The sequence below is a fragment of the Microbacterium ureisolvens genome (assembly GCF_019511645.1).
GTDB classification, from domain to species: domain Bacteria; phylum Actinomycetota; class Actinomycetes; order Actinomycetales; family Microbacteriaceae; genus Microbacterium; species Microbacterium ureisolvens_A.
In genome coordinates this window covers 1-24,990 of the sequence record NZ_JAEUAX010000016.1, presented here as the reverse complement: position 1 = coordinate 24,990, position 24,990 = coordinate 1, and the positions used below count along the sequence as shown (strand labels likewise).

Sequence of the window (24,990 nt, the reverse complement as noted above, 5' to 3'; positions counted from 1 at the left end):
TCGAAAGCACACAGCGTGAGCACTGAGACCACCGACAGCTACGTCAAGGACGGCGTCCACTACCACCAGTTCGACATCGTCATCGTGGGAGCCGGCGGCGCCGGCATGCGCGCCGCCATCGAGGCGGGCCCCGGGGCGAAAACGGCCGTCATCACGAAGCTGTACCCCACCCGCTCGCACACCGGCGCGGCGCAGGGCGGCATGGCTGCGGCCCTGGCCAACGTCGAAGAGGACTCCTGGGAGTGGCACACCTTTGACACCGTCAAGGGGGGCGACTACCTGGTCGACCAGGACGCGGCCGAGATCCTCGCCAAGGAGGCCATCGACGCGGTCATCGACCTCGAGAACATGGGCCTGCCGTTCAACCGGACGCCCGACGGCAAGATCGACCAGCGCCGCTTCGGCGGTCACACTGCCGACCACGGCAAGACGCCGGTGCGTCGCGCCTGCTACGCCGCCGACCGCACCGGCCACATGATCCTGCAGACGCTGTTCCAGAACTGCGTCAAGCTCGGAATCAACTTCTTCAACGAGTTCTACGTGCTCGACCTGATCACTGTCGGCGAGGGCAAGGACAAGCAGATCGCGGGCGTCGTCGCGTACGAGCTCGCCACGGGCGACCTGCACGTGTTCCAGTCGAAGGCCGTCATCTTCGCGACCGGCGGCTTCGGCAAGATCTTCAAGACGACGTCGAACGCGCACACCCTCACCGGTGACGGCGTCGGCATCATCTGGCGCAAGGGCCTGCCGCTGGAGGACATGGAGTTCTTCCAGTTCCACCCGACCGGTCTCGCCGGGCTCGGCATCCTTCTCACCGAAGGCGCCCGCGGTGAAGGCGCGATCCTGCGCAATGTCAGCGGCGAGCGGTTCATGGAGCGCTACGCGCCGACCATCAAGGACCTCGCGCCCCGCGACATCGTCAGCCGCTGCATGGTGCAGGAGGTGGCCGAGGGCCGCGGCGCCGGCCCGCACCGCGACTACGTGCTGCTGGACTGCACGCACCTGGGCGCCGAGGTGCTCGAGACGAAGCTCCCCGACATCACCGAGTTCGCCCGCACGTACCTCGGCGTCGACCCGGTCGTCGAGCCGGTGCCGGTCATGCCGACCGCGCACTATGCGATGGGCGGCATCCCGACGAACAACGACGCGCAGGTGCTCTCCGACAACACGACCGTCGTCCCGGGCCTCTACGCCGCCGGCGAGTGCGCGTGCGTGTCGGTGCACGGCTCGAACCGCCTGGGCACCAACTCGCTGCTCGACATCAACGTCTTCGGCAAGCGCGCCGGCCGCAACGCGGTCGAGTACGTCAAGACCGCCGACTTCGTGCCGCTTCCCGAGGACCCCGCGGCGGAGGTGCGGAACCTCATCGAGGGCCTCCGCGGCAACCAGGGCACCGAGCGCATCGCCGTCCTCCGCAAGACGCTGCAGGACGAGATGGACCGCAAGGCCCAGGTGTTCCGCACCGACGAGTCGCTGAGCGAGGTGCTCCTCACGATCGAGGAGCTGCGCGAGCGCTACAAGAACGTGCACGTCGACGACAAGGGCAAGCGGTTCAACACCGACCTGCTCGAGGCCGTCGAGCTCGGCTTCCTCCTCGACATCGCCGAGGTCGTCGTCGTCGCTGCGAAGAATCGCCAGGAGAGCCGCGGCGGTCACATGCGGGACGACTTCCCCCAGCGCGACGACGAGAACTACATGCAGCACACCATGGCGTATCTGTCGGGCGACCCGCACTCGTCGAACGCCGAGGACCACATCCGCCTTGGCTGGAAGCCGGTCGTCTTCACCAAGAACGAAAAGGGCGAGTTGAACTACCCGCCGATGGAGAGGAAGTACTGATGGCGACCTCGGTCACCGACGTCATCGAGCGCACCGACGCCGACGCTCCCGCCAAGGCCGAGGAGGCCCAGAACGACACCGGCATCCAGTCGTTCCTCGTCACCTTCATCATCCGGCGCTTCGACCCGGAGGTCGACGAGGAGCCGCGCTGGGTCGACTACGACGTGGAGCTGTACTCGACCGACCGGGTGCTCGACGCGCTCCACAAGATCAAGTGGGAGGTCGACGGCTCGCTGACGTTCCGCCGTTCCTGCGCCCACGGCATCTGCGGGTCCGACGCGATGCGCATCAACGGCCGCAACCGGCTCGCGTGCAAGACGCTCATCAAGGACCTCGACATCTCGCAGCCGATCTACGTCGAGGCCATCAAGGGCCTGCCGCTCGAGAAGGACCTCGTCGTCGACATGGAGCCCTTCTTCGCGTCGTACCGCGAGGTGCAGCCCTTCCTCATCGCGAACTCGACGCCCGAGAAGGGCAAGGAGCGCATCCAGTCGATCGTCGACCGCGAGGTCTTCGACGACACGACCAAGTGCATCCTCTGCGCCGCGTGCACGTCCTCGTGCCCGGTCTTCTGGACCGATGGCCAGTACTTCGGCCCCGCTGCGATCGTCAACGCGCACCGCTTCATCTTCGACTCGCGCGACGACGCGGGCGACGTGCGCCTCGACATCCTCAATGACAAGGAAGGCGTCTGGCGCTGCCGCACGACCTTCAACTGCACCGAGGCGTGCCCGCGTGGCATCGAGGTCACCAAGGCGATCGCCGAGGTCAAGCAGGCGGTCCTCCGCGGGCGCCCCTGACCCGGTTCTCCTTCAGGCAGACGGATGCCGCATCGCTGGGCGATGCGGCATCCGTCTGTCGCTAATCTGATCACCGTGACGCACACTCCCCCGCCCGACGCCCGCGCAGCGGCGGACGCCGCGCAGCGCGAGGAGGAGTCGCTCCGCGAGCGCTGGGAGGCGACCGAGCACAGCCTGCGCCAGCGGTTCGACGCACCGATCAGTCGGGCGACGCGCCTCACCGAGGCGACGCTGGCCTGGTTCCCGGTGCGGGTGTGGCGTCACTTCCTCATCGAGAACGGGTTCCTGCTGGCCGCGGGAGTCAGCTACGTCGCGCTCTTCGCCTGCTTTGCGGCGATCTATCTCGTGTTCGCGATCGTCGGGATCTGGCTGGGTGGGAGCCCGGACGCCGTCAACGCGCTCATCGACCTGATCAACGTCTACATTCCCGGCCTGATCGCGGACTCCGGCGGTCTCGCCACGCCGGAGCAGGTGCAGGCGATCGCGTCGGAGAACTCGGGCGTGCTCGGGTGGACGGGTGTGATCGCACTCGGCACCCTCATCTGGACCGCGATCGACTGGGTCACCTACTCGCGGCGCGCGGTGCGCGAGCTGTTCGCCATCCCACCGGACCGCCGCAGCTACTTCCTCCTGAAGGCGCGTGACTTCGTCGCCGCCCTCATCTTCGGCGCCGCGCTCATCCTGGGCGCCGCGCTGAGCACCGTCGGCGCATACGCCGTCGATTGGATCTTCTCGCTGATCGGGTTCAAGAGCACCAGCGACCTCACCGACATCACCGTGAGCATCGGCTCGGTCCTCATCGGCTTCGTGGTGACCTCGACCGCACTGGTGGGTCTGTTCCGGTTCCTGACCGGCACCAAGCTGCCGTGGCGCCGGATCTGGCCGGGCGCGATGCTCGGCGGCCTCGGGATCTCGGTGCTGCAGCTCGGCGCCGGCCTGCTGCTGAGCTACACGCCCTCCAACCCGCTGCTCGCGACCTTTGCGATCTTCATCGGGATGCTGCTGTGGTTCCGGCTGCTCGGGATCGTCTTGCTGGTCGCGGCCGCATGGATCGCCGTCGCGGCGAAGGATCACGACGTCGTGATGCTGCCGCCGACCGAGGCCGAGCGCGTCGCCGCCGAGCACGCGGCCCTCCTGGTCGCCGCGCGGGTGCGGCTGCGCACCGCGCAGGATGCCCGCGACCAGGCGCCCTGGTACCGCGCGTGGATCGCCGACCGCGCGGTGCGCGACGCCGAGGAGGAGCTGCGGCAGGTCGAGGCGGCGACGCCCGCGACACCGGGTCACGGCCCAGCGGCGGTGGCGGCGCCGAAGGCCACGGTCGCGGCCAGGCCCAGACGTCCGCGCGCACCGAAGGACACCCCGCGCAACGGCACCGACCACCTGTGACGGTCCCGGGTGTCGGTGGCCCCGGATAGTCTTGCCGTCGTGTCTCCCCGTGTTCGCATCGCCTCTGTCAACGTCAATGGAATCCGCGCGGCGACGCGCAAGGGCATGCTCGAGTGGCTCGACGCCGCCGACATCGACGTGATGGCCCTGCAAGAGGTGCGGGCGACCGAGGACGAACTGCGCGCCGCTCTGCCCGGCTGGGAGATCGTGAACGACGAGGCCCTCGCGAAGGGCCGGGCCGGCGTGGCGGTGGCGAGCCGCATCCCGTCCGTCGAGGTGCGCCGCGTGTTGGGCCCCGCCGCCGAGGACGCGGCGGAGGTGCTCGACAGTGCCGGCCGCTGGATCGAGGCCGACTTCGACATCGACGGCGAACGCCTGATCGTCGTGAGCGCCTACGTGCACACCGGCGAAGCCGACACTCCCAAGCAGGATGCGAAATGGGCCTTCCTCGATGCGATGGAGAAGCGGATGCCGCAGCTCGAGGCCGCATCCCCGCTCGCGCTCGTCATGGGCGACCTCAACGTCGGTCACCGCGAATTCGACATCCGCAACTGGAAGGGCAACGTCAAGAAGGCGGGCTTCCTGCCGCGCGAGCGGGCGTACTTCGACCGCTTCTTCGGCGAGGAGGGCACGGAGGTCGTCGGTGTCGACGGCTCGACCGGCCCCGGCCTCGGCTGGGTAGACATCGGCCGCCGCTTCCACGGCGACGTCGACGGCCCCTACACGTGGTGGTCCATGCGCGGGCGGGCGTTCGACAACGACACCGGGTGGCGCATCGACTACCACCTCGCGACGCCCGAGCTCGGCGACCGGGTCGTCGACTACCGAGTGGTGCGCGCACCCTCGTGGGACACGCGCTGGAGCGACCACTCCCCCGTCGTCGCCGACTACTCGATCGGGCGCTGAGGCGCAGCATCCGCTTTATAGACTTGTCGGATGAGTAGATCGCGCCTGTACTCCGGCATGCAGCCCTCCGCCGACTCGCTTCAGATCGGCAACTACATCGGGGCTCTCATGCAGTGGCGCGACCTGCAGGAGTCGTACGACGCGTTCTTCTCGGTGGTCGACCTGCACGCGATCACGGTCGCCCAGGACCCCGAGCACCTGCGCGAGAAGACCCGCCGCACCGCCGCGCAGTACATCGCCGCCGGCATCGAGCCGTCGAAGTCGACTCTCTACGTGCAGTCGCACGTGCCCGCGCACGCCGAGCTGGCGTGGATCCTGTCGACCATCACGGGCTTCGGCGAGGCCGGGCGCATGACGCAGTTCAAAGACAAGTCGTCGCGCTACGGTTCCGACGCCACCTCGGTCGGCCTCTTCACCTACCCGGTGCTGATGGCGGCCGACATCCTGCTGTACCAGACCGACATCGTGCCGGTCGGGGACGACCAGAAGCAGCACGTCGAGCTGACCCGCGACCTGGCTGAGCGGTTCAACAGCCGCTTCGGTGAGGCGTTCCGGGTGCCGATGCCGGTCATCCAGCAGGAGACCGCGCGCATCTACGACCTGCAGAACCCCACCGCGAAGATGTCGAAGTCGGCGGAGACGGACGCCGGCGTGCTGTGGCTGCTCGACGACCCGGCGGTCTCGGCGAAGAAGATCATGCGTGCCGTGACCGACTCCGAGGGCTCGGTGCGCTATGACCGCGAGACCAAGCCCGGGGTCTCGAACCTGCTCGTGATCTACGCGGCCCTGACCGGCCGCCAGATCCCGTCCATCGAGGACGAGTACGCGGGCCGCGGCTACGGCGATTTCAAGAAGGGCCTCGCCGAGGTCGTCGTGAACGAGTTCGGGCCGGTGCGCTCCCGCGCGCTCGAGCTGCTCGACGACACGGCCGAGCTCGACCGTGTGCTGGCGGTCAACGCCGAGAAGGCGTCCGCAGTCGCCGAGCGCACCCTCGCCGACGTCTACGACAAGGTCGGCCTCCTCCGCCGCTCCCGCTGACCCCGGACGGATGCCGCGACCTGGGCCGCGGCATCCGTCCTTCGTTTCTGGTACCCGTGTTTCTGGTACCCGCCGCCGCTATGGCCGCTTCCGGGCGCCACCTGCCAGCCCTCGACTGTGCCCAACTCAGAATCGATGCTCGCCACGGCTCATCCGCGGCGCCAGCTGGGCGGGCGAACTGCATCGCACGTGGGTGATCCGCGACGGCGCGACGCTCGTCGGTACCATCGGGTTCTACCGCCTTGATGGTCAGGGCAACGGCGAGATCGGGTACTGGATCGCCCCGGATCAGCGCGGCGGCGGGCGCCTCCGCGAAGCGGCGAACGCAGTGATCGACTGGGCGTTCTCGTCCGAAGGAGCGGCTCTCACGCGCATCGAGTGGCGTGCCGTCGTGGGCAACGAGGCCTCGGCGCGGGTCGCGCGCGCCTTGGGCTTCCGCTTCGAGGGCACCCTGCGCCAGGCGCTCGTCAGCGCGAAGCACCGTGACGACGGATGGATCGCAGCACTCCTGAAAATAGATGAACGGATGCCGCAGCCCTGGCCTGTCCTCGAGGATTGACGACCGACCCGCTCAGGGTGCGCGACCTCCTCCTCCCGACCGTCGACGACCGGCCCGCGTGTCGCCGCGGCATGGCAGGATGAGCCCATGCCCGAGATGCCCGAGGTGCAGGGACTCGTCGACTTCCTCGGCGAGCGGCTCGCCGGCGTGCAGATCACGCGGGCGACCGTCGCGAACATCGCCGCGCTGAAGACGTACGACCCGCCGATCGACGCCCTCCACGGGCAGGAGATCACGGGCGCGGCGCGCCACGGCAAGTTCATCGACCTCGCCACGACCGGCCCTCACCTGGTCTTCCACCTCGCCAAGGCCGGGTGGCTGCGCTGGTACGACGAGCTGCCGAAGACGATCATCCGCCCCGGCAAGACACCCATCGCGCTGCGAGTGGCGCTCTCCGACGGTGCGGGGTTCGACCTCACCGAGGCCGGCACGAAGAAGTCGCTCGCGGTGTACGTCGTGCGTGACCCCGCCGAGGTGCCCGGCATCGCGCGGCTCGGTCCGGACCCGCTCGACGCCTCCTTCACGCGCGACACCTTCGCCGACCTGCTCGCCGGCAGACGCACACAGATCAAGGGCGTGCTGCGCGACCAGACGATCATCGCGGGCGTCGGCAACGCCTACTCCGACGAGATCCTCCACGCGGCGAAGATGTCGCCGTACGCGCTGGCCTCGTCGCTCTCCGACGACGACATCACGCGCCTGTTCGACGCGATGACGGAGACCCTGACGGATGCTGTCGCCGAGGCATCCGGCAAACCGCCGGCCGAGCTGAAAGACGCCAAACGCCGAGGCATGCAGGTCCACGGTCGCCGGGGCGAGAAATGTCCGGTATGCGGCGACGAGGTGCGGAGCGTCTTCTTCGCCGACAACTCGCTGGAGTACTGCCCGACGTGTCAGACCGGCGGCAAGATCCTCGCCGACCGGCGCCTCTCGCGCCTGCTGAAGTAAGCGGGCTCCTCGCTCGACGCCCCAGGAAGGTCAGCCGCCGGTCGTCCCCATGAGCGCCCGCGCGTCGTCGTCCACCCAGTCCAGCGACTTCGACACCGCCTTGCGCCACTGCCGGTAGCGGCGTTCGCGCTCGTCTTCGGGCATCCGCGGCTCGAAGCGGACGTCTTCCTGCCAGTGCGTGCGCAGCTCGTCGAGGCCGTTCCACACGCCGGTCGCGAGACCGGCGGCGTACGCGGCGCCCAGTGCGGTGGTCTCGACGACCTTGGGGCGCACGACCGGGATGCCGAGGATGTCGGCCTGGAACTGCATCAGCAGGTCGTCGCGAGTCATGCCGCCGTCGACGCGCAGTTCCTCGAGCATGCGGCCGGTGTCGGCCACGACCGCGTCGATGACGTCTCGCGTCTGGAACGCCGTCGACTCGAGCGCCGCGCGCGCGATGTGCGCCTTGTTGACATAGCGGGTGAGGCCGACCAGCGCGCCGCGCGCGTCAGGACGCCAGTACGGCGCGAACAGCCCCGAGAATGCGGGCACGAAGTACGCGCCGCCGTTGTCGTCGACGCTCGAAGCGAGGGTCTCGACATCCTCCGAGCGCTGGATGATGCCGAGGTTGTCGCGCAGCCACTGCACCAGTGATCCGGTGACGGCGATCGAACCCTCCAGAGCGTAGCGCGCGGGCTCGTCGCCGATCCGGTAGCCGACGGTGGTGATCAGGCCGCTGCCGGAGCGCACGATCTCGGCACCGGTGTTCACGAGCAGGAAGTTGCCGGTGCCATAGGTGTTCTTCGACTCTCCCGCGTCGAAGGCCGCCTGACCGAAGGTCGCCGCCTGCTGATCGCCCAGGATCCCGGCGATCGGAACCCCGTCGAGCACCGACGGCAGCGAGGAGTGCCCGACCACCTCCGACGAGGAGCGGATCTCGGGCATCATCGCGCGCGGGATGCCCCATAGTGCGAGCAGTTCGTCCGACCAGTCGAGGGTGCGCAGATCCATCAGCAGCGTGCGCGATGCGTTGGTGACGTCGGTGACGTGGATGCCGCCGCGCGCACCCCCCGTGAGGTTCCACACGACCCACGTGTCGGGGGTGCCGAACACCAGCTCCCCGGCCTCGGCGGCCGCGCGCGCGCCGGCCACGTTGTCGAGGATCCACGCGACCTTCGAGGCCGAGAAGTACGTCGCCAGCGGCAGCCCCGTCGTCTCGGCGAAGCGGTCGGCCCCGCCCTCGCCCGCCAGCTCGTCGATGCGCGGCTGCGTGCGGGTGTCCTGCCAGACGATCGCGTTGTGCACAGGGCGCCCGGTGCGCTTCTCCCAGACGATCGCCGTCTCGCGCTGGTTCGTCACGCCGATGGCGGCGACATCGGATGCTGCAAGCCCCGCGCGCGAGAGACACGAGGCGATGACCCACTCGGTGTTGGTCCAGATCTCGACAGGGTCGTGCTCCACGCGTCCGGCCCGCGGGAAGATCTGCTCGTGCTCCCGCTGGGACACCGCGACCACGGCGCCGGCGGCGTCGAACACGATGGCACGCGTCGAGGTCGTGCCCTGGTCGATGGACAGCACGTGATGGGGCAACGTCGTCTCCTTGGTCGGCGGGCGACATCGCCCGCGCGCTCGGCGCGCGCCGAGCGCGCGTGCGGTCAGGCTATCGCGCGGCGGCGGGGATCCAGGACGGGTCCGCGGCGTGGACACGGTCCAGGGCACGCCCGACCTCGAGTGCGGTGCGCGCGGCGTCCCAGTCGAGCACGGGAGCGACCGCGGCGGCCGCCTCTGCCACCGCCTCCGGCGTCGCCTGACCGATGAAAGCGATGCTGGTGCGGCGCAGGAGCAGGTCGTCCAGATGCGTGACGTCCTCGGTGGCCGCGAGGTGACGCAGCTCGCCCGAGCTGTAGCCCGGCAGGTGCTCGAGCAGCACGTCGTCCGTGTCTGCCGCGATCGCGTCCACGACGGCCGCGGCGACCGTGCCGTAGCGGTCGAGCAGCGTCGCCACGCGGACGGCCGGCACCGCCCCCGCACGGGCGGCGATCCACTGCCGCCGTGCGCGCTCCGTCATCGGGTAGCCACGGCCGCCGCCGATCGGCAACCCTCGGGTCGAGCCGCGGCGCGGGCGGGCCAGCAGCTCGAGAGCGCGGTCGGCGAGATGCTCGGCCGACGCGCGGAAGGTGGTCCATTTACCGCCGATGAGGCTCAGGACCGTGGCATCCCCGCCGACCAGCGGTGCGGACTCGACGCGGTAGTCACGCGAGACGAACCCCGGCGAGACCTCGTCGTGGCCGGGTAGCGGCCTGACGCCGGCGAACCGGTAGACGATCTGAGAGCGCTCGACCGGGATCGTCGGGAGCACCTGCGCGATGAGCTCGATGAAGTAGTCGACCTCGGCCTCGGTGCACACGATCGGGTCCGCCATGTCGTGCTCGAGGTCGGTGGTGCCGACGAGGACGCGGCCCTTCAGCGGGTAGATGAGGACGATGCGTCCGTCCTCGTTCTCGAAGAACAGCTCGCGTCCGCCGGTCGCCGCGAGCAGCTCGGGGTGTTCGAGCACGACGTGCGAGCCCTTGGTGCCGCCCATGTACCGGGTCGGGTCGCCGAGAGCGAGGTTGGTGAGGTCCGTCCAGGGGCCACTGGCGTTCACGACCACGGATGCTGTGAACCGCACCTCGTCGCCGGTCATCGCGTCGCGCAGCACAACACGCCCCGCGTCGACACCGACCGCGGCCGTATAGTTCGCGGCCCGGGCGCGCGACCCGCCGGCCGCCCGGCCGTCTCGCAGCACATCGATCGCGAGGCGCTCGGGATCGTGCAGCGATGCGTCCCAGTACGTCGCGGTGTACTTCACGTCGGGGTTCAGCTTCGGAAGCTGCGCCAGGGAGCGTTTGCGCCCGTGGAAGCTGTGCCCCGGCACCGTGCTCTTGCCGAACATGCCGCCGCCGCGTGAGAACGAGTCGTAGATCACGAGCCCGATCTTGATGAGCGCAGCGCCACGCTCATGGTGCTTTCCGCCGCCGTGGCGCAGGAATCGCAGCGGCGCGGACAGCACGCCCGAGAACGTCGAGAAGATGGGGATGGTCGTCTGCAGCGGCCTCACGTAGTGGGGCGCCGTGCGCAGCAGTGCGTTGCGCTCGGTCACGGCCTCGTGGACGAGCCGGAACTCGCCGTTCTCGAGGTAGCGGATCCCGCCGTGGATCATGTGCGACGACGCCGCGGAAGCGCCGCTGACGAAGTCGTCGCGCTCGACGAGCGCGACATCCACCCCCTGCATCGCAAGATCGCGGAAGGTGGCGAGGCCGTTGATGCCGCCACCGATGATGAGCACGTCGGCATAGGGTCGCTCCGCGAGGGCAGTCCATCCTCGTTCCGCCGCCGGCGCCGTCATCGTATCCCCCATCGTCGTGCTGTCCGCACTCCCATCATGACACCGCTGGACGTCCTTGCAGGCGATATGCACATACGTGCACGATGGAGCGATGGATCAGATCGGCGACGCCCGGACGATGCAGCGCGCGCTGACGGCCGCACACCTCTATTACGTGCAGGACCGCACCATGGATGCGATCGCCCGCGAGCTCGGCACGTCGCGTTCCACGGTGTCGCGGCTGCTCACGCACGCCCGCGCGACAGGCATCGTCGACATCCGCATCCGGTCCCCCTTCGCCGCGCCCCAGCGACTCGAGGAGCGGCTGGCCGAGCGCTTCGGCATCCTCCCGCAAGTGGTTCCCGTTCCCGATGACGCCACCGAGGTCGACAGGCTCCAGCGCGTCGCGATCGCGGCCGCGCATGCGCTCCTCGACCTCGTGCAGGACGACATGACGGTGGGAGTGGCGTGGGGATCCACGACCGCGGCGGTGAGCCGCCACCTGGTTCCGAAGCCGGTGCACGGCGCGACATTCGTGCAGCTGAACGGCTCCGGCAACACCCACTCGACGGGCCTCCTCTACGCGAGCGAGATCCTCAGCCGGTTCGCCGCCGCGTACGACGGGAGCGCGCAGCAGTTCCCCGTGCCGGCGTTCTTCGACGACCCCGCCACGAAGGACGCGATGTGGCGCGAGCGCAGCACCCGGCGCATCCTCGACATGCTGCCCGCCATGGACCTGGTCCTCTTCAGCACGGGGTCCGCCGGGTCGCGCGTGCCGAGCCACGTCTACAGCGGCGGCTATCTCGAGCCTGCCGAACTCGACCAGCTGGACGAGGAGGGCGTCGTCGGCGACGTGGCGACGGTCTTCTACCGCGCCGACGGCTCGAGCGACAACATCGCCCTGAACGACCGTGCCACCGGGCCGAGCCTCGACCTGCTGCGCGGCATCCCCCGACGCGTGTGCATCGTGTCGGGGGTGTCGAAGCTCGCGAGCCTGAAGGGCGCCCTCGCCGCGCGCATCGCGACGGACCTGATCGTCGACGAGGCCACCGCGCGAGCGCTCCTGGAGTGAGGCTCCGGCGGCACGGGTCCCGCGCGCGGGCTTCATGCGAAGACATGGAATGAATGGACGGATGCCGCGTTGACTACACTCGAGAGCAGCAACGTGCTCCGGGGTCGGTGCGAATCCGAACCGGCGGTGACAGTCCGCGAGCCAAGGCATCGGCATCCATTCGGATGCGGCCGATCCGGTGGAATTCCGGAACCGACGGTGATGCGACAGGTTTCTTCAGGGAAACCGGTCGCTAGTCCGGATGGGAGGCAGCACTACGGCGTCGCCATGCGCGCCTTCGCTTCCCATGCCCCGGGGCGTCGAGAACGACGAGACGAGGGGCCGAATGGCGAGCACAGCGGAACGCGACGCGATGCGTCGGGCGCTGGCGATCGCGCGACGCGGCCCCCGCGGCGTGAACCCCCAGGTCGGCGCGGTCCTCCTCTCCCCTGACGGGGAGGTGCTCGCTGAGGGCTGGCACCGCGGCGCCGGCACCCCGCATGCCGAGGTCGACGCGCTCTCGAGGCTCGCGCCCGGCGCCGCGCGGGACGCGACCGCGATCGTGACCCTCGAGCCGTGCAACCACACGGGTCGCACCGGCCCCTGCTCCGAGGCGCTCATCGCCGCCGGCGTCACGCGCGTGGTCTATGCGATCGCCGATCCCGGCGACCACTCCTCCGGCGGCGGCGCCCGGCTCCGGGCGGCCGGTGTCGAGGTCGAGGCCGGTCTGCTCGCCGACGAGGCGACCGCCCTGCTCGACTCCTGGCTGACCGTCCAGCGCCTCCGGCGCCCGCACGTCACCGTCAAGTGGGCACAGAGCCTCGACGGCCGGGCCGCAGCATCCGATGGCAGCAGCAAGTGGATCACCGGCGCGCAGGCGCGCGCCGATGTCCACCTCCGACGCGCCATGGCGGATGCGATCGTGGCGGGCACCGGCACGGTGCTCGCCGACGACCCCGCGCTGACCGCCCGCGCCGAGGACGGCTCGCTGCTGCCCCATCAGCCCGTGCCGGTCGTCGTCGGTGCGCGCGAGGTACCCGAGGCGGCGGCCGTGCGGCGGCATCCCCGCGAGTTCCTCCAGTACCGCGGCGACGACGCCTCGGGCGGGCTGCAAGCCATGCTGGAGGACCTGCGCCACCGCGGAGTGCAGCGCGTCTTCGTCGAGGGCGGTCCCGCTGTGGCGGCGTCGTTCCTGCGCGAGCGGCTCGCCGACGAACTGCTCGTCTACGTGGCGCCGGTGCTCCTCGGAGGCGACCGCCTGGCGCTTCACGACATCGGCGTGACCACGATCGGCGAAGCGCGGCGCCTGGCCGTGGCATCCGTCACCCCTCTCGGCGACGATCTGCTGTTCGTCGCCCACCCCGCTTCGGAAGGAGACGCCTGATGTTCACCGGAATCATCGAGGAGATCGGCGAGGTCACCGCTGTCGAACCGTCGGGAGACGGTGTGCGCGTCACGGTGCGCGGACCGAAGGCGGTGTCGGATGCCTCGCACGGCGACTCCATCTCGGTCAGCGGCGTGTGTCTCACCGTCGTCGAGCAGGGCCCGGACTGGTTCACCGCCGACGTGATGAAGCAGACGCTCGGCATGTCGACGCTGGAGGGCGTCGCCTCCGGCCGCGCGGTCAACCTCGAGCGCGCGACGGCCGCGCACGGCCGCCTCGGCGGGCACATCGTGCAGGGCCATATCGACGGCACCGGCGAGGTGCTCGAGGTCCGCCCGGGCGCCCAGTGGCGGGTGCTGCGCATCTCCGTCCCGGCCGAGCTCGCCCCGCTCGTCGTCGACAAGGGCTCGATCGCCGTCGACGGCGTCTCGCTCACCGTGAGCGATGCGAGCCCCGCCGCCCCCGGCGACGGCTGGTTCGAGGTGTCCCTCATCCCCGAGACCCTCGTCGCCACGACCCTCGGCGACCGCAAGCCGGGCGACCGCGTCAACCTCGAGACCGACATCCTCGCGCGCCACGTCCAGCGTCTGCTGTCCTTCGCACCTGTCGGCGCCCACCCTGAACTGCCCGCGGACGCGTCCGCACCCACGGAAGGAGGCTCGAAATGAGCCTTGCCACCATCCCCGAGGCCCTGGAGGCGCTGCGCGCCGGCCGTCCGGTCATCGTCGCCGACGATGAGAACCGCGAGAACGAGGGCGACGTCATCCTCTCGGCCCAGCTCGCCACCCCCGAGTGGGTCGCGTGGACGGTCCGCTGGACGAGCGGCTTCCTGTGCGCGCCGATGCCGGCCGACTGGGCCGATCGCCTCGACCTGCCGCCGATGGTCGAGAACAACGAGGACGCCCGCGGCACCGCGTACACGGTGAGCGTGGATGCCGCCGACCGCGTCTCCACGGGGATCAGCGCCGCCGACCGCGCGCACACGCTCAACGTGCTCGCCGACCCGAAGTCGACGCCGACCAGCGTGATCCGGCCCGGCCACATCCTCCCGCTGCGCGCCGTCGACGGCGGTGTGCGCGAGCGCGCGGGCCACACCGAGGCCGCGGTGGAGCTCATGAAGCTCGCCGACCTCGCACCGGTCGGCGTCATCGGCGAGGTCGTCGCCGAGGACGGCAGCATGATGCGGCTGCCCGGGCTGCAGGAGCTGGGGGCGGAGTACGGGATCCCGGTCATCACGATCGAGCAGCTCACCGCCTATCTCGACGAGAACGTGCCGTGCGACCCGGCGGTACGAGGCGCCCACCGGCGCCGCGTGAGCCTGCGGGCGGAGGCGCATGTGCCCACCGCCCACGGCGAGTTCCGCTTCCTCGCGTACAAGGACCGCGTCACCGGCACCGATCACATCGCGGTCGTGTCGGGCGAGCTCGGCGACGCGCCTCTCGTGCGCGTGCACTCGGAGTGCCTGACCGGCGAGGCGTTCGGCTCGCTCAAGTGCGAGTGCGGCCCGCAGCTCGAGGCCGCCCTCGATGCCATCGAACAGGACGGCGGCGTGGTCATCTACATGCGCGGCCACGAGGGTCGCGGCATCGGGCTCATCAACAAGCTCCGGGCATACTCGCTGCAGGAGCGCGGCCTCGACACCGTCGATGCCAACCTCGCGCTGGGCCTTCCCGCCGACGCGCGCGACTACGCGGCAGCTGCCGGCATCCTCACCGACCTCGGTGTGGAGAAGGTGCGTCTGCTCACGAACAACACCGACAAGGTGAACCAGCTGCGCGGTCTGGGCCTCGACATCGTCGAGCAGGTGCCGCTGCTGGTCGGCGTCGGCCCGAACAACCACCAGTACCTGGCGACGAAGCGCGATCGGATGGGACACCTGATCGACGAGGCGGACCTGGCGGATGCCATCGCCCACATGCACGAAGGAGCAGAACGATGAGCGGCAAGGGCGCACCCGAGGCCACGGCACCCGTCGACGGCAGCGGACTCGACGTGGTCGTCGTCGCGGGCACCTGGCACGAGACGATCACCGACGGCCTGATCGCCGGCGCGGCTCGCGCGGCCGACGCGGCCGGCGCTTCGCACCGCCTCGTGCGGGTTCCGGGCTCCTTCGAGCTTCCCGTGGTGGCGAAGGCGGCGCTGGATGCCGGAGCCGACGCGGTCGTGGCCCTGGGCGTCATCATCCGCGGCGGCACCCCCCACTTCGAGTTCGTCTCGAATGCGGCGACCGACGGGCTGACGCGCGTCGCGCTCGACACCGGCAAGCCGGTCGGGTTCGGTGTGCTCACGCTCGACGATGAGGCCCAGGGCATCGCCCGCGCGGGCCTCGAGGGCTCCGTGGAGGACAAGGGGTTCGAGGCGGCGGACGCGGCCATCCGCACCGCCCTGGTGCTTCGCGACCTGCGCGCCTGACCCGGCGATTCCGCACTGGCGGCGGAGCAACCTTCAGCTAGACTGATGGCATGGAAATCCTCCGCCACGTCGTCGTGCTCGTCCACCTCGTGGGCTTCGCCATCCTCTTCGGCGCCTGGGTCGTCGAAGCGGTGAACGGAAAGCACCAGATCACGCGCCTCATGAACTGGGGCCTCGCGATCGCCGGTCTCGCCGGCCTCATCCTCGCCGCCCCGTGGGGCATCGACTATGACCTCAACTACGCCAAGATCGGCGTGAAGCTGGTCATCCTCGTGATCATCGGCGCGCTGCTCGGCATCGGCGCCGGCCGTCAGCGCAAGACCGGCTCGGTGCCCGGCGCCATCTTCTGGTCGATCGGCGTGCTGACCTTCGCGAACGCCGCGATCGCCGTGCTCTGGCGCTGACCGACGGACACGCGAAACGGATGCTGCGGCCCTGGGCCGCAGCATCCGTTTTCCGTCTCTGGAGCCTGAGCGCGATCCCGGGAGTAGGGTGGATGTTCGTGCCGGGCGACACCGCCCGACCCACGGTGACCCAGTGCAGTGCCGCCCGACGCGCCACCCTGCGCCTGGCGTCCGCCCACCGCCGCATCCCATCCGGATGCCCCGCTCCGCGCATGCCCAGGTGAATATGTCCTCCCCCACCACCGCCACCACGGCGGCCCCAGCCAATCCCCGTTCCCGCGTCATCCTGGCGAGCCTCGTCGGCACGACGATCGAGTTCTACGACTTCTACGTCTACGCGACCGCCGCCGTCCTGGTCTTCCCGATCCTCTTCTTCCCGACAGGCAACGACACCACGTCCCTCCTGCTGTCGTTCAGCGTCTTCGGCGCCGCGATGGTCGCGCGCCCGCTCGGCGCCATCGTCTTCGGCCACTTCGGCGACCGGTTCGGGCGCAAGGCGACGCTCGTGGCATCACTGCTGACGATGGGTATCGCCACGTTCCTCATCGGGTGCCTGCCGACGTTCAACGAGATCGGCGTGTGGGCCGCGGTGCTGCTGCTCGTGCTGCGCCTCGCGCAAGGCTTCGCGCTCGGTGGTGAATGGTCTGGTGCTGCCCTCGTCGCGACCGAGAACGCGCCCAAGGGCAAGCGTGCGTGGTACGGCACGTTCCCCCAGCTCGGCGCGCCCCTCGGCTTCATCATCGCCAACTCGGTGTTCCTCGCGATCAACTACCTGCTCCCCCACCCGGACGGCGCTGGCCAGCGCTCGGCCGACTTCCTCGCGTGGGGCTGGCGCGTGCCGTTCCTGTTCTCGGCCGTCATGGTGATCATCGGCCTCTGGGTGCGTCTGCGCCTCGTCGAGTCCGAGACGTTCGTCAAGGCAGAGGAGAAGGGCGCGATCCGCAAGTTCCCGCTCGGCACCGTCATCCGGCACCACTGGTGGCACCTGATCCTCGGCACGTTCATCATGCTGGCGACGTACGTGCTGTTCTACCTGATGACGAACTTCACGCTCTCGTACGGCACCAAGGCCGCCGACCTCGAGACCGCATCGGCGGCCGCGCAGAAGGCGGCGGAGGCGGCCGGCACCGCGTTCGACCCTGCAGCCTTCGCGGCGCAGTTCTACCCTGGCCTGGGCTTCGCCTACACCGACTTCGTGCTGATGCAGATCATCGGCGTGGTGTTCTTCGGCATCTTCACGCTGCTCTCGGGCCCGATCGCCGACGCGATCGGCCGCCGACGCCTGCTGCTGTGGGTCACGGGTCTCATCATCGTGTTCGGCCTCACGTTCAACCTGTTCCTGTCGCCGCAGCTGGACCCGAAGTTCACCGGAGCCCTGACGCAGGCCTTCCTCATCTTCGGGTTCATGCTGATGGGCTCGACGTTCGGGCCGATGGGAGCCGTGCTGCCGGAGCTCTTCCCGACGAACGTCCGCTATTCCGGCTCGGCCATCTCGTACAACGTGTCGTCGATCCTCGGCGCCGCCCTCGCCCCGATCGTCGCGGTCGCACTGTGGGCCTCGGCCGACGGCAGCCCCTGGCTCGTCGGCGTCTACCTCTCGGCGATGGGCGTGCTGACCTTCATTGCGCTCCTCCTCTCGCCGGAGACGAAGGACGTCGACTACAACGCCGACCTGGGCGTCGGAGCCACCGGCTCGCTGTAGCCCCCGTTCTCGAGGACGACGGATGCCGCGACCCGGCCGGGGTCGCGGCATCCGTCGTCCTCGGGGCTCTAGTCCAGGAACAGTGCGCGGAGGCGCTTCGTGGTGAACACCAGACCGATCGCGATCATGACGACGTAATAGAGGACGTGCCACCACATCTCGGGGGTGAGGATCCCGGTGGTGAGTCCGCGGACGAGCTCGACGCCATGCCACAGCGGGAACGCCATGATGATGCGCTGGATCCACTCGGGGTAGATCGTGATCGGGTACAGCGTCGCCGAGAACAGGAACATCGGCAGCAGCACGAAGTTGATCCAATCCATCTGCTGGAAGGTCTTCATGTAGCTCGTGACGGCCATGCCGAGGCTCGCGAACCCGAAGGCGATGAGCAGCACTGCAGGAAGCGCGAGGATCGCCGTCCACGCGAGGTTGAGCCCCAGGATCTGCATGATGATCATGAAGCCGGTCGCGTACAGCAGGCCGCGCAGCAGTGCATAGAGGATCTCGCCCAGGGCGACGTCGAGCGGGCCGAGCGACGTCGCGAGCATGCCCTCGTAGAGCTTGCCGTAGTTGAGCTTGAAGAAGACGTTCCACGTCGAGTCGTAGATCGCGCCGTTCATCGCCGAGACAGCGAGGAGCGCGGGGGCGATGAAGGCCGCGTAGGGCACCTCGACGCCGCTGGAGGTCTGCACGTCGCCGATGAGGGCGCCCAGGCCGATGCCCATCGAGGCGAGATAGAAGACGGGCTCGAAGAAGCCCGACAGCACGACCGCCCAGCTCGACGATCGGGCGGCGATGAGGCCGCGCTGGACGACGGACTGCGGGTTGCCCGCCCACAGCGCGCGCACGCCGCCGGCACGGATCGCGGCGGCCTCGGTGCCGGTCGCGACGGTCATGCGCCGAGCCTCCTCTGGAAGATGCGACGGCCGATGACGTAGCCGCCGATCGACAGCAGAAGCAGGTACCCGACGTGCACGACGATCGCGAACGGATCCATCGGCAGCCCGTAGGTGACGACGCGGCCGAGCTCGGTCGCGTGCCACAGCGGCGACACCCAGCCGATCCACTGCAGCCACAGCGGCAGGGTCGCCAGCGGGTAGAACGTGCCCGAGAACAGGAACATCGGCATGAAGATGAAGCGCTGCACGAGGGCGACCTGGCCCTTGTCGTCGGTGATCGACGCGGCGTAGGCCATATACGGGATGCCGAAAGCGAGGCCCGCGAGCAGGCCGATGGGGATGGTCAACCACCCCGTCTGCGGGTCGGGCACCGCCTGGAACAGCCACAGGAACAGGTAGTACGCGACCGTGACCACCATGATGCGCGCGGAGGCGCCGGCGATGACCCCGCCGGCGATCTGCCCCGGCGACAGCCCGGTCGCACTGAACCCGAAGAAGTACCGGCGCCACTTGAAGCCGGCCATGACCGGATACGAGAACTCCTCCGAGGCGACCGAGATCGCGGCCGTCATCAGCAGGGCCGGCGCGACGAACACGAGATACGAGACCTCGACGCCGTTCTGGGTGATCGGAGCGTCGATGAGCGCGGCGAGGCCGACGGCGAGGCCCAGCAGGTAGAGGATCGGCTGGCCCAGCGCGCCGACGATGATGGTCCATCCGTACGCGCGCATCGCGCGCACCATGTGCTCGGTGACGTACCAGGTGCCCAGCGCGCGCGGCTTGCGACCCCACTGCATCGCCTCTTCGCGCAGCTCGTCGAGCGTGGGCTGCACGCGAGTCGTGGCGTCTTCGGAAGGGAGGCTCATTCGATCAGCGACCTTCCGGTGAGCCGGAGGAAGACGTCCTCGAGGCTCGAGCGGCGCACGAGCGAGGTCAGCGGCGTGAGCCCGCGATGCGTCACCGTCTCGAGTGCGGCCTCGCCGTTGCCGGCGTATACGAGGATGCGGTCGGGCAGCACTTCGACGCGGTCGCCGATGCCCTCGAGCTGCGGCGCCACCTGCTCATTGCGGTCGGAGCCGAAGCGCACCTCGAGCACCTCGCGGCTGGAGTGCTCGCGGATGAGCGAGGCCGGCGTGCCCTCGGCCATGATGCGGCCCTTGTCGACGACGATCAGCCGATCGCAGAGCTGCTCGGCCTCGTCCATGTAGTGCGTGGTCAGCACGAGCGTCGTGCCGCGCTCCTTGAGACGGAACAGGCGGTCCCACAGCACATGGCGCGCCTGCGGGTCGAGACCGGTCGTCGGCTCGTCGAGCAGCAGGATGCGGGGATCGTTGATGAGTCCGCGCGCGATGGTGAGCCGCCGCTTCATGCCGCCGGAGAGCTGCTCGACCTTGCTCTTCGCCTTGTCTTCGAGCTGGGCGAACGCGAGCAGCTCGTCGGCCTTCTGGTGGCACACCTTGCCGGGAAGGCCGAAGTAGCGGCCGTAGATGTAGAGGTTCTCGCGCGCGTTGAGCTCGCCGTCGAGGTTGTCCTGCTGAGGCACGACGCCCAGGCGCGAGCGGATCTCCGGGCCGTAGCGATCGGGGTCGAGCCCGAGGATCTCGAGCTGACCCGACGTGCGCGTCGAGACCGCGCCCACCATCTTCATGGTCGTGGACTTGCCCGCACCGTTCGGGCCGAGCAGGCCGAACGATTCGCCCGGCGCCACCTCGAACGACAGACCGTCGACCGCGAGGAAGTCCGGCTTGCCTTTGACCTTGTAGGCCTTGACGAGGTTCTCAGCGGTGATCACGGGGGCGGGCACCGGACTACCCTAACGCCCGGCTCCGACACGGCCCAGTGGGTGGACGAGCGCGCCTCCGTCAACGTGAGTTGACACACCTGCGACCGTCAACTACGGTTGACACGGATGCCGCGGCCGGCGGCATCCGTCACCGAGACGAGGGGCTCCGCGATGAGCGGCGACGAACTGACCACCCTGATCGGGGCGGCAGGCGGTCGCGAGCCGATCGCGGAGCTGCACCGCCTCGCCGAGGTGCGCCGCGAGCTCGCACGTGCCGAAGAGGTCCAGGTGCGCAGAGCCCGCAACCTCGGCTTCTCCTGGCAGGCGATCGCGGGCGCGCTCGGTGTGAGCCGACAGGCCGTCCACAAGAAGTACGGTCGAAGGTGAGCCCCCTTCACGAACGAGGTACACCCATGCCCTCCGCCGATCTCGACGAAGCCCCCGCCGCCACCGAGGCGACCCCGCGCCCCCGCCGCGGGCGCAGCCGGCGCGGCAAGGCGGAGGAGGGGCCGCGCGCCACCTTCGCCCAGCTGCTGCCGTACCTCTTCGAGCACAAGCGCACGCTCGCCGTCGTCATCGTGCTCAGCATCCTGAGCGCGGGCGCGTCCCTTGTCCAGCCGCTCCTCGTCGGGCAGGTCATCACGCGCGTGCAGGCCGGGCTCGATCTCGGTCTGCTCATCTGGGCCCTCGTCGGCTTCGTGATCCTGGCCTCGCTCATCTCGGGCTGGCAGCACTACCTCCTGCAGCGCACCGGCACCGCCGTCGTGTACTCGAGCCGGCGCCGGCTCATCGCGCGCATCCTGCACCTGCCGATCAGCGAGTTCGATGCGCGCCGCACCGGAGACCTCGTCTCGCGCGTCGGCAGCGACACCACCCTCCTCTACGCCGCCCTCACGCAGGGTCTCGCCGACTCGGTCGGCAACGCGCTGCTGTTCGTCGGCGCGCTCGTCGCGATGGCGATCATCGACCCGCTGCTGCTCGGCATCATCGTGCTCGTCATCGGCATCTCGGTGCTCGGCGTCGTGACGCTGAGCGGCCGCATCCGCACCGCCTCGACGGAACAGCAGGAGAAGGTCGGCGTCCTCGCGTCCGGCGTCGAGCGCGCCGTCGGCTCGATCCGCACCGTCCGCGCCTCGGGCGCCACGCAGCGCGAGATCGACGCGGTCACGACGCAGGCGACGGATGCGTACACCGTGGGGGTGCGTATCGCCAAGGTGTCGGCGCTCGTGGTGCCGATCGCGGGTATCGCGCTGCAGGTGTCGCTGCTGGTCGTGATCGGCCTGGGCGGCTTCCGCGTCGCGACCGGCGCGCTGTCGATCGCGGCTCTCGTGACCTTCATCATGTTCCTCTTCATGCTCATCGCGCCGCTCGGCTCGTTCTTCGGCGCGATCACCTCGGTGAGCCAGGCGCTCGGCGCCCTCGGCCGCATCCAGGAGGTGCTCGACCTGCCGACGGAGTCGCAGGACGACGCCGCGACCGCCGCGCGGGTGGCTGCGCGCCCGGCTGCAGAAGCCAGGGCATCGGCAGATCAGAGGACGCGCCCGGCCGATTCCCTCCTCGATTCGGCGGATCTCCTCGGATCCGCGGGCCTCGCGCCGGCGATCGAGTTCCGCGACGTGCGGTTCCGCTACCCCGAGAACGTCGTGGCGGCCCGCCGCAAGGCCGAGTCCGAGGCGCTCGCGGTGCTCGAGAGCGCGCACGTCGACACGTCGACGATCGTGCTCGGCGACGGGGCGGGTGACAGCGGCCTCGACGGACTGGCGGATGCCGCAGCATCCGTCTCCGCAGACTCCGATGTGCTGCGCGGCGTGTCGTTCTCCGTTCCACGGGGGACGCGGGTCGCGCTCGTCGGGCCGTCGGGTGCGGGCAAGAGCACGACCCTCGCGCTCATCGAGCGGTTCTACGACCCGACCGACGGGGCGATCCTGCTCGACGGCACCGACGTGCGCACCCTCGACCGCGACGATCTGCGCGCGCAGCTCGGCTACGTCGAACAGGACGCCCCGACCCTCGCCGGGACGATCGGCGACAACCTGCGACTGGCGTCGCCCGAGGCGACCGACGCGGAGTGCGAGGCCGTCCTGCGCGCCGTGAACCTCGGGGAGGTGCTCGACCGGAACCCGCTCGGTGTCGACGCACCGGTGGGCGAGTCGGGCGTGATGCTCTCGGGCGGCGAGCGCCAGCGCCTCGCGATCGCCCGGGCTCTGCTCGCCGCTCCCCCGATCCTGCTCCTCGACGAGTCGACGTCGTCGCTCGACGGCCTGAACGAGCAGCGCATGCGCGAGGCGATCGACGCGGTCGCCGCGGGGCGCACGCTCGTGGTGATCGCGCACCGGCTGTCGACGGTGGTCGACAGCGACCACATCGTGGTGATGGAGCACGGGCGCGTCGTCGGCCAGGGCACGCACTCCGAGCTCGTGCAGACGACCCCGCTCTATCGAGATCTCGCGAAGCACCAGCTGCTCGTCTGACGCAGCCGTCTCCGAGATCAGGAGATCCGACCGGAACAGGACGAACGCCGCCGCATCGTCCTGCGTCTGGCAGATCTCCTGATCTGCGAAAGGTCAGAAGGCATAAGGATGCCCCGGCCCCCCGCACAGATGGGGCCGGGGCATCCGCGTCGACCGGCACGGTCCGAAGACCGCAGGTCGCTCAGGCACCCTGCCCCTCTGCCAAGAAGAGGGCCGGGCGCCGGTCTGGGTCAGGCGCGCTGAAGGCGGTACCGGAGCGCGGCGAGCTCTGCCCACAGCGGGGCAGGGACACGGCCGTCGAAGGTGCGGTAGAACTCCTCGGTGAGCTCCGCCTCGCGCAGCCACAGCTGCGGGTCGACGGCGAACAGCTCGTCGAGGTCGGCCTGGGGCACGTCGATGCCCTCGAGGTCGAGGTCCTCAGCGCGGGGCAGGCGGCCGATGGGGCTCTCGACGGCGCCGACCTCGCCCTCGATGCGACGGATGATCCAGTCGATGACGCGCGAGTTGTCGCCGAAGCCCGGCCACAGGAAGCGGCCGTCCGTGCCCTTGCGGAACCAGTTCACCTGGAACACGCGGGGCGCGCGGTCGAAGCGCAGCTTCTGCCCCACGCTCAGCCAGTGCCCGAAGTAGTCGGCCATGTTGTAGCCGCAGAACGGCAGCATCGCGAACGGGTCGCGGCGCAGCTCGCCGACCGTGCCCTCCTGCGCCGCCGTCTTCTCGGACGAGATGTTCGAGCCCATGAACACACCGTGCGTCCAGTCGGTGGCCTCGACCACGAGCGGGACGTTGGTGGCGCGGCGTCCGCCGAACAGGATCGCGTCCAGCGGCACGCCCTGCGGGGCGTCCCAGTCGTCGGCGATCTGCGGGCACTGGGCCGCGGCGACGGTGAAGCGCGAGTTCGGGTGAGCGGCGGGGCGACCGGATGCCGGGGTCCACGGCTTGCCCTCCCAGTCGGTGAGCTCCGCCGGCGGCTCGTCGGTGAGACCCTCCCACCACACGTCGCCGTCGGGCCGCAGCGCCACGTTGGTGAAGATCGTGTTGCCCCACAGCGTCTCGACCGCGGTGACGTTGGTGGACTCGCCGGTGCCCGGCGCGACGCCGAAGAAGCCCGCCTCGGGGTTGATCGCCCACAGGCGCCCGTCCTCGCCGGGACGCAGCCACGCGATGTCGTCGCCGAGCGTCTCGACGCGCCAGCCCGGGATCGTCGGGCGGAGCATCGCGAGGTTCGTCTTGCCGCAGGCCGACGGGAACGCCGCCGCCAGGTGGTAGGCGCGTCCGGCCGGATCGATCACGCGGATGAGGAGCATGTGCTCGGCGAGCCATCCCTCGTTGCGGCCGATGACCGAGGCGATGCGCAGCGCGAAGCACTTCTTGGCAAGGATCGCATTGCCGCCGTAACCCGAGCCGTACGACCAGACCTCGAGCGTGTCGGGGAAGTGGACGATGTACTTCTCGTCGTTGCACGGCCACGCGACATCCTGCTCGCCCGGCTGCAGGGGGGCGCCGACCGAGTGCACGGTCTTGACCCAGTGCGCGCCGCCGGCGATCTCGCGCAGCACGTCGGTGCCGACCCGCGTCATGATGCCGATCGACGTGACGGCGTACGCACTGTCGGTGACCTGCACCCCGATGTGCGACAGCGGGCCGCCGACCGGGCCCATCGAGAACGGCACGACGTACATCGTGCGGCCCTTCATCGACCCCTCGAACAGCGGCCTGATGGTGGCGCGGATCTCGTCCGGAGCGACCCAGTTGTTCGTGGGGCCGGCGTCCTCTTCGCGCTCCGACGCGATGAAGGTGCGCGCCTCGGTGCGCGCGACGTCACTCGGGTGCGAGCGGGCGAGGTAGGAACCCGGCCGCCACTCCGGGTTGAGCTTGATGAGCTTGCCCTCTTCGACCTGCTCGCGCAGAAGCGCGTCGTTCTCGGCGCGCGAGCCGTCGACCCAGTGGATGCGTGCCGGCTGGGTGAGCTCGGCGATCTCGTCGACCCACGCGCGCAGTGCGGCCATGCCTTCGCCCTGAACGGTCGGCACTTCGCCGTACGTCCGGGTGAGGGTGGGAC

General features: G+C 69.8%; 22 protein-coding genes and 1 riboswitch. Of the genes, 16 read left to right on the top strand and 6 right to left on the bottom strand.

Annotated elements, in window-relative coordinates:
• The first annotated feature begins 15 nt into the window (after window positions 1–15).
• The 7 genes from sdhA to JNB61_RS18455 all read left to right on the top strand — a co-directional run bounded on the left by sdhA (window position 16) and on the right by JNB61_RS18455 (window position 7,476).
• A complete protein-coding gene (sdhA, locus tag JNB61_RS18485; protein ID WP_159845864.1) occupies window positions 16–1,839 on the top strand; it encodes a succinate dehydrogenase flavoprotein subunit in 1,824 nt (607 codons plus the stop codon).
• On the top strand, window positions 1,839–2,639 hold the full coding sequence (locus tag JNB61_RS18480) for a succinate dehydrogenase iron-sulfur subunit (RefSeq protein WP_220290932.1): 801 nt from the start codon (window positions 1,839–1,841) through the stop codon (window positions 2,637–2,639). The genes sdhA and JNB61_RS18480 overlap by 1 nt, the downstream gene beginning before the upstream one ends.
• Window positions 2,640–2,714: 75 nt before the next feature.
• Window positions 2,715–4,025, top strand: coding sequence for a YhjD/YihY/BrkB family envelope integrity protein (locus tag JNB61_RS18475; protein ID WP_308291301.1), 1,311 nt, complete (start codon window positions 2,715–2,717; stop codon window positions 4,023–4,025).
• A gap of 39 nt (window positions 4,026–4,064) precedes the next feature.
• A complete protein-coding gene (locus tag JNB61_RS18470) occupies window positions 4,065–4,931 on the top strand; it encodes an exodeoxyribonuclease III (protein ID WP_220340598.1) in 867 nt (288 codons plus the stop codon).
• A 30-nt stretch (window positions 4,932–4,961) separates the two neighbouring features.
• On the top strand, window positions 4,962–5,969 hold the full coding sequence (trpS, locus tag JNB61_RS18465; protein WP_220340597.1) for a tryptophan--tRNA ligase: 1,008 nt from the start codon (window positions 4,962–4,964) through the stop codon (window positions 5,967–5,969).
• 115 nt (window positions 5,970–6,084) lie between these two features.
• Window positions 6,085–6,528: a GNAT family N-acetyltransferase gene (locus tag JNB61_RS18460; protein ID WP_374226649.1), complete on the top strand. Its 444-nt coding sequence runs from the start codon at window positions 6,085–6,087 to the stop codon at window positions 6,526–6,528.
• A gap of 87 nt (window positions 6,529–6,615) precedes the next feature.
• On the top strand, window positions 6,616–7,476 hold the full coding sequence (locus JNB61_RS18455) for an Fpg/Nei family DNA glycosylase (RefSeq protein WP_220340595.1): 861 nt from the start codon (window positions 6,616–6,618) through the stop codon (window positions 7,474–7,476).
• Between the two features lie 30 nt (window positions 7,477–7,506).
• Here JNB61_RS18455 and glpK read toward each other — a convergent pair whose 3' ends face one another.
• Both glpK and JNB61_RS18445 read right to left on the bottom strand, forming a co-directional pair.
• Window positions 7,507–9,045, bottom strand: coding sequence for a glycerol kinase GlpK (glpK, locus tag JNB61_RS18450; protein WP_220340594.1), 1,539 nt, complete (start codon window positions 9,043–9,045; stop codon window positions 7,507–7,509).
• A 70-nt stretch (window positions 9,046–9,115) separates the two neighbouring features.
• Window positions 9,116–10,855, bottom strand: coding sequence for a glycerol-3-phosphate dehydrogenase/oxidase (locus tag JNB61_RS18445; RefSeq protein WP_220340593.1), 1,740 nt, complete (start codon window positions 10,853–10,855; stop codon window positions 9,116–9,118).
• Window positions 10,856–10,934: 79 nt separating this feature from the next.
• Between JNB61_RS18445 and JNB61_RS18440 the strand changes: the two genes are divergently transcribed.
• From JNB61_RS18440 to JNB61_RS18410, 7 genes are all read left to right on the top strand, one after another.
• Window positions 10,935–11,894 (top strand): sugar-binding transcriptional regulator, encoded by a 960-nt coding sequence (locus tag JNB61_RS18440; RefSeq protein ID WP_220340592.1) that lies wholly within the window; start codon window positions 10,935–10,937, stop codon window positions 11,892–11,894.
• A gap of 91 nt (window positions 11,895–11,985) precedes the next feature.
• Window positions 11,986–12,151: riboswitch (FMN riboswitch) on the top strand.
• A 68-nt stretch (window positions 12,152–12,219) separates the two neighbouring features.
• Entirely contained in the window at window positions 12,220–13,257 is a 1,038-nt protein-coding gene (gene ribD, locus JNB61_RS18435) for a bifunctional diaminohydroxyphosphoribosylaminopyrimidine deaminase/5-amino-6-(5-phosphoribosylamino)uracil reductase RibD (RefSeq protein ID WP_220340591.1), read from the top strand.
• Complete coding sequence (locus tag JNB61_RS18430) at window positions 13,257–13,925, top strand: riboflavin synthase (RefSeq protein ID WP_220340590.1); 669 nt, start codon at window positions 13,257–13,259, stop codon at window positions 13,923–13,925. The genes ribD and JNB61_RS18430 overlap by 1 nt, the downstream gene beginning before the upstream one ends.
• The gene (gene ribA, locus JNB61_RS18425; RefSeq protein ID WP_220340589.1) at window positions 13,922–15,196 is read left to right on the top strand and encodes a GTP cyclohydrolase II; all 1,275 of its coding nucleotides are present in this window, start codon (window positions 13,922–13,924) and stop codon (window positions 15,194–15,196) included. The genes JNB61_RS18430 and ribA overlap by 4 nt, the downstream gene beginning before the upstream one ends.
• Window positions 15,193–15,669 (top strand): 6,7-dimethyl-8-ribityllumazine synthase, encoded by a 477-nt coding sequence (gene ribH / locus JNB61_RS18420; protein WP_159845900.1) that lies wholly within the window; start codon window positions 15,193–15,195, stop codon window positions 15,667–15,669. Before ribA ends, ribH begins: the two co-directional genes overlap by 4 nt.
• A 50-nt stretch (window positions 15,670–15,719) precedes the next feature.
• Window positions 15,720–16,073, top strand: coding sequence for a hypothetical protein (locus JNB61_RS18415; protein ID WP_045300921.1), 354 nt, complete (start codon window positions 15,720–15,722; stop codon window positions 16,071–16,073).
• Window positions 16,074–16,299: 226 nt separating this feature from the next.
• Entirely contained in the window at window positions 16,300–17,775 is a 1,476-nt protein-coding gene (locus JNB61_RS18410) for an MFS transporter (RefSeq protein ID WP_159848902.1), read from the top strand.
• Window positions 17,776–17,843: 68 nt separating this feature from the next.
• On the opposite strand, the gene JNB61_RS18405 is transcribed toward JNB61_RS18410, so the two are convergent.
• The 3 genes from JNB61_RS18405 to JNB61_RS18395 are packed head-to-tail and all read right to left on the bottom strand — an operon-like array spanning window position 17,844 to window position 20,478.
• A complete protein-coding gene (locus tag JNB61_RS18405) occupies window positions 17,844–18,671 on the bottom strand; it encodes an ABC transporter permease (RefSeq protein WP_220290951.1) in 828 nt (275 codons plus the stop codon).
• Complete coding sequence (locus JNB61_RS18400) at window positions 18,668–19,540, bottom strand: ABC transporter permease (RefSeq protein ID WP_159845909.1); 873 nt, start codon at window positions 19,538–19,540, stop codon at window positions 18,668–18,670. Before JNB61_RS18400 ends, JNB61_RS18405 begins: the two co-directional genes overlap by 4 nt.
• Complete coding sequence (locus JNB61_RS18395) at window positions 19,537–20,478, bottom strand: ABC transporter ATP-binding protein (protein WP_220290955.1); 942 nt, start codon at window positions 20,476–20,478, stop codon at window positions 19,537–19,539. Before JNB61_RS18395 ends, JNB61_RS18400 begins: the two co-directional genes overlap by 4 nt.
• Window positions 20,479–20,628: 150 nt before the next feature.
• Here JNB61_RS18395 and JNB61_RS18390 point away from each other — a divergent pair, with 150 nt between their 5' ends.
• Both JNB61_RS18390 and JNB61_RS18385 read left to right on the top strand, forming a co-directional pair.
• Complete coding sequence (locus tag JNB61_RS18390; RefSeq protein ID WP_220290958.1) at window positions 20,629–20,844, top strand: AsnC family protein; 216 nt, start codon at window positions 20,629–20,631, stop codon at window positions 20,842–20,844.
• Between the two features lie 26 nt (window positions 20,845–20,870).
• The gene (locus JNB61_RS18385; protein WP_220340588.1) at window positions 20,871–22,928 is read left to right on the top strand and encodes an ABC transporter ATP-binding protein; all 2,058 of its coding nucleotides are present in this window, start codon (window positions 20,871–20,873) and stop codon (window positions 22,926–22,928) included.
• A gap of 230 nt (window positions 22,929–23,158) precedes the next feature.
• Here the strand turns inward: JNB61_RS18385 and JNB61_RS18380 are convergent, their stop codons facing one another.
• Entirely contained in the window at window positions 23,159–24,937 is a 1,779-nt protein-coding gene (locus JNB61_RS18380) for a phosphoenolpyruvate carboxykinase (GTP) (RefSeq protein ID WP_220340618.1), read from the bottom strand.
• Between the last annotated feature and the right edge of the window lie 53 nt (window positions 24,938–24,990).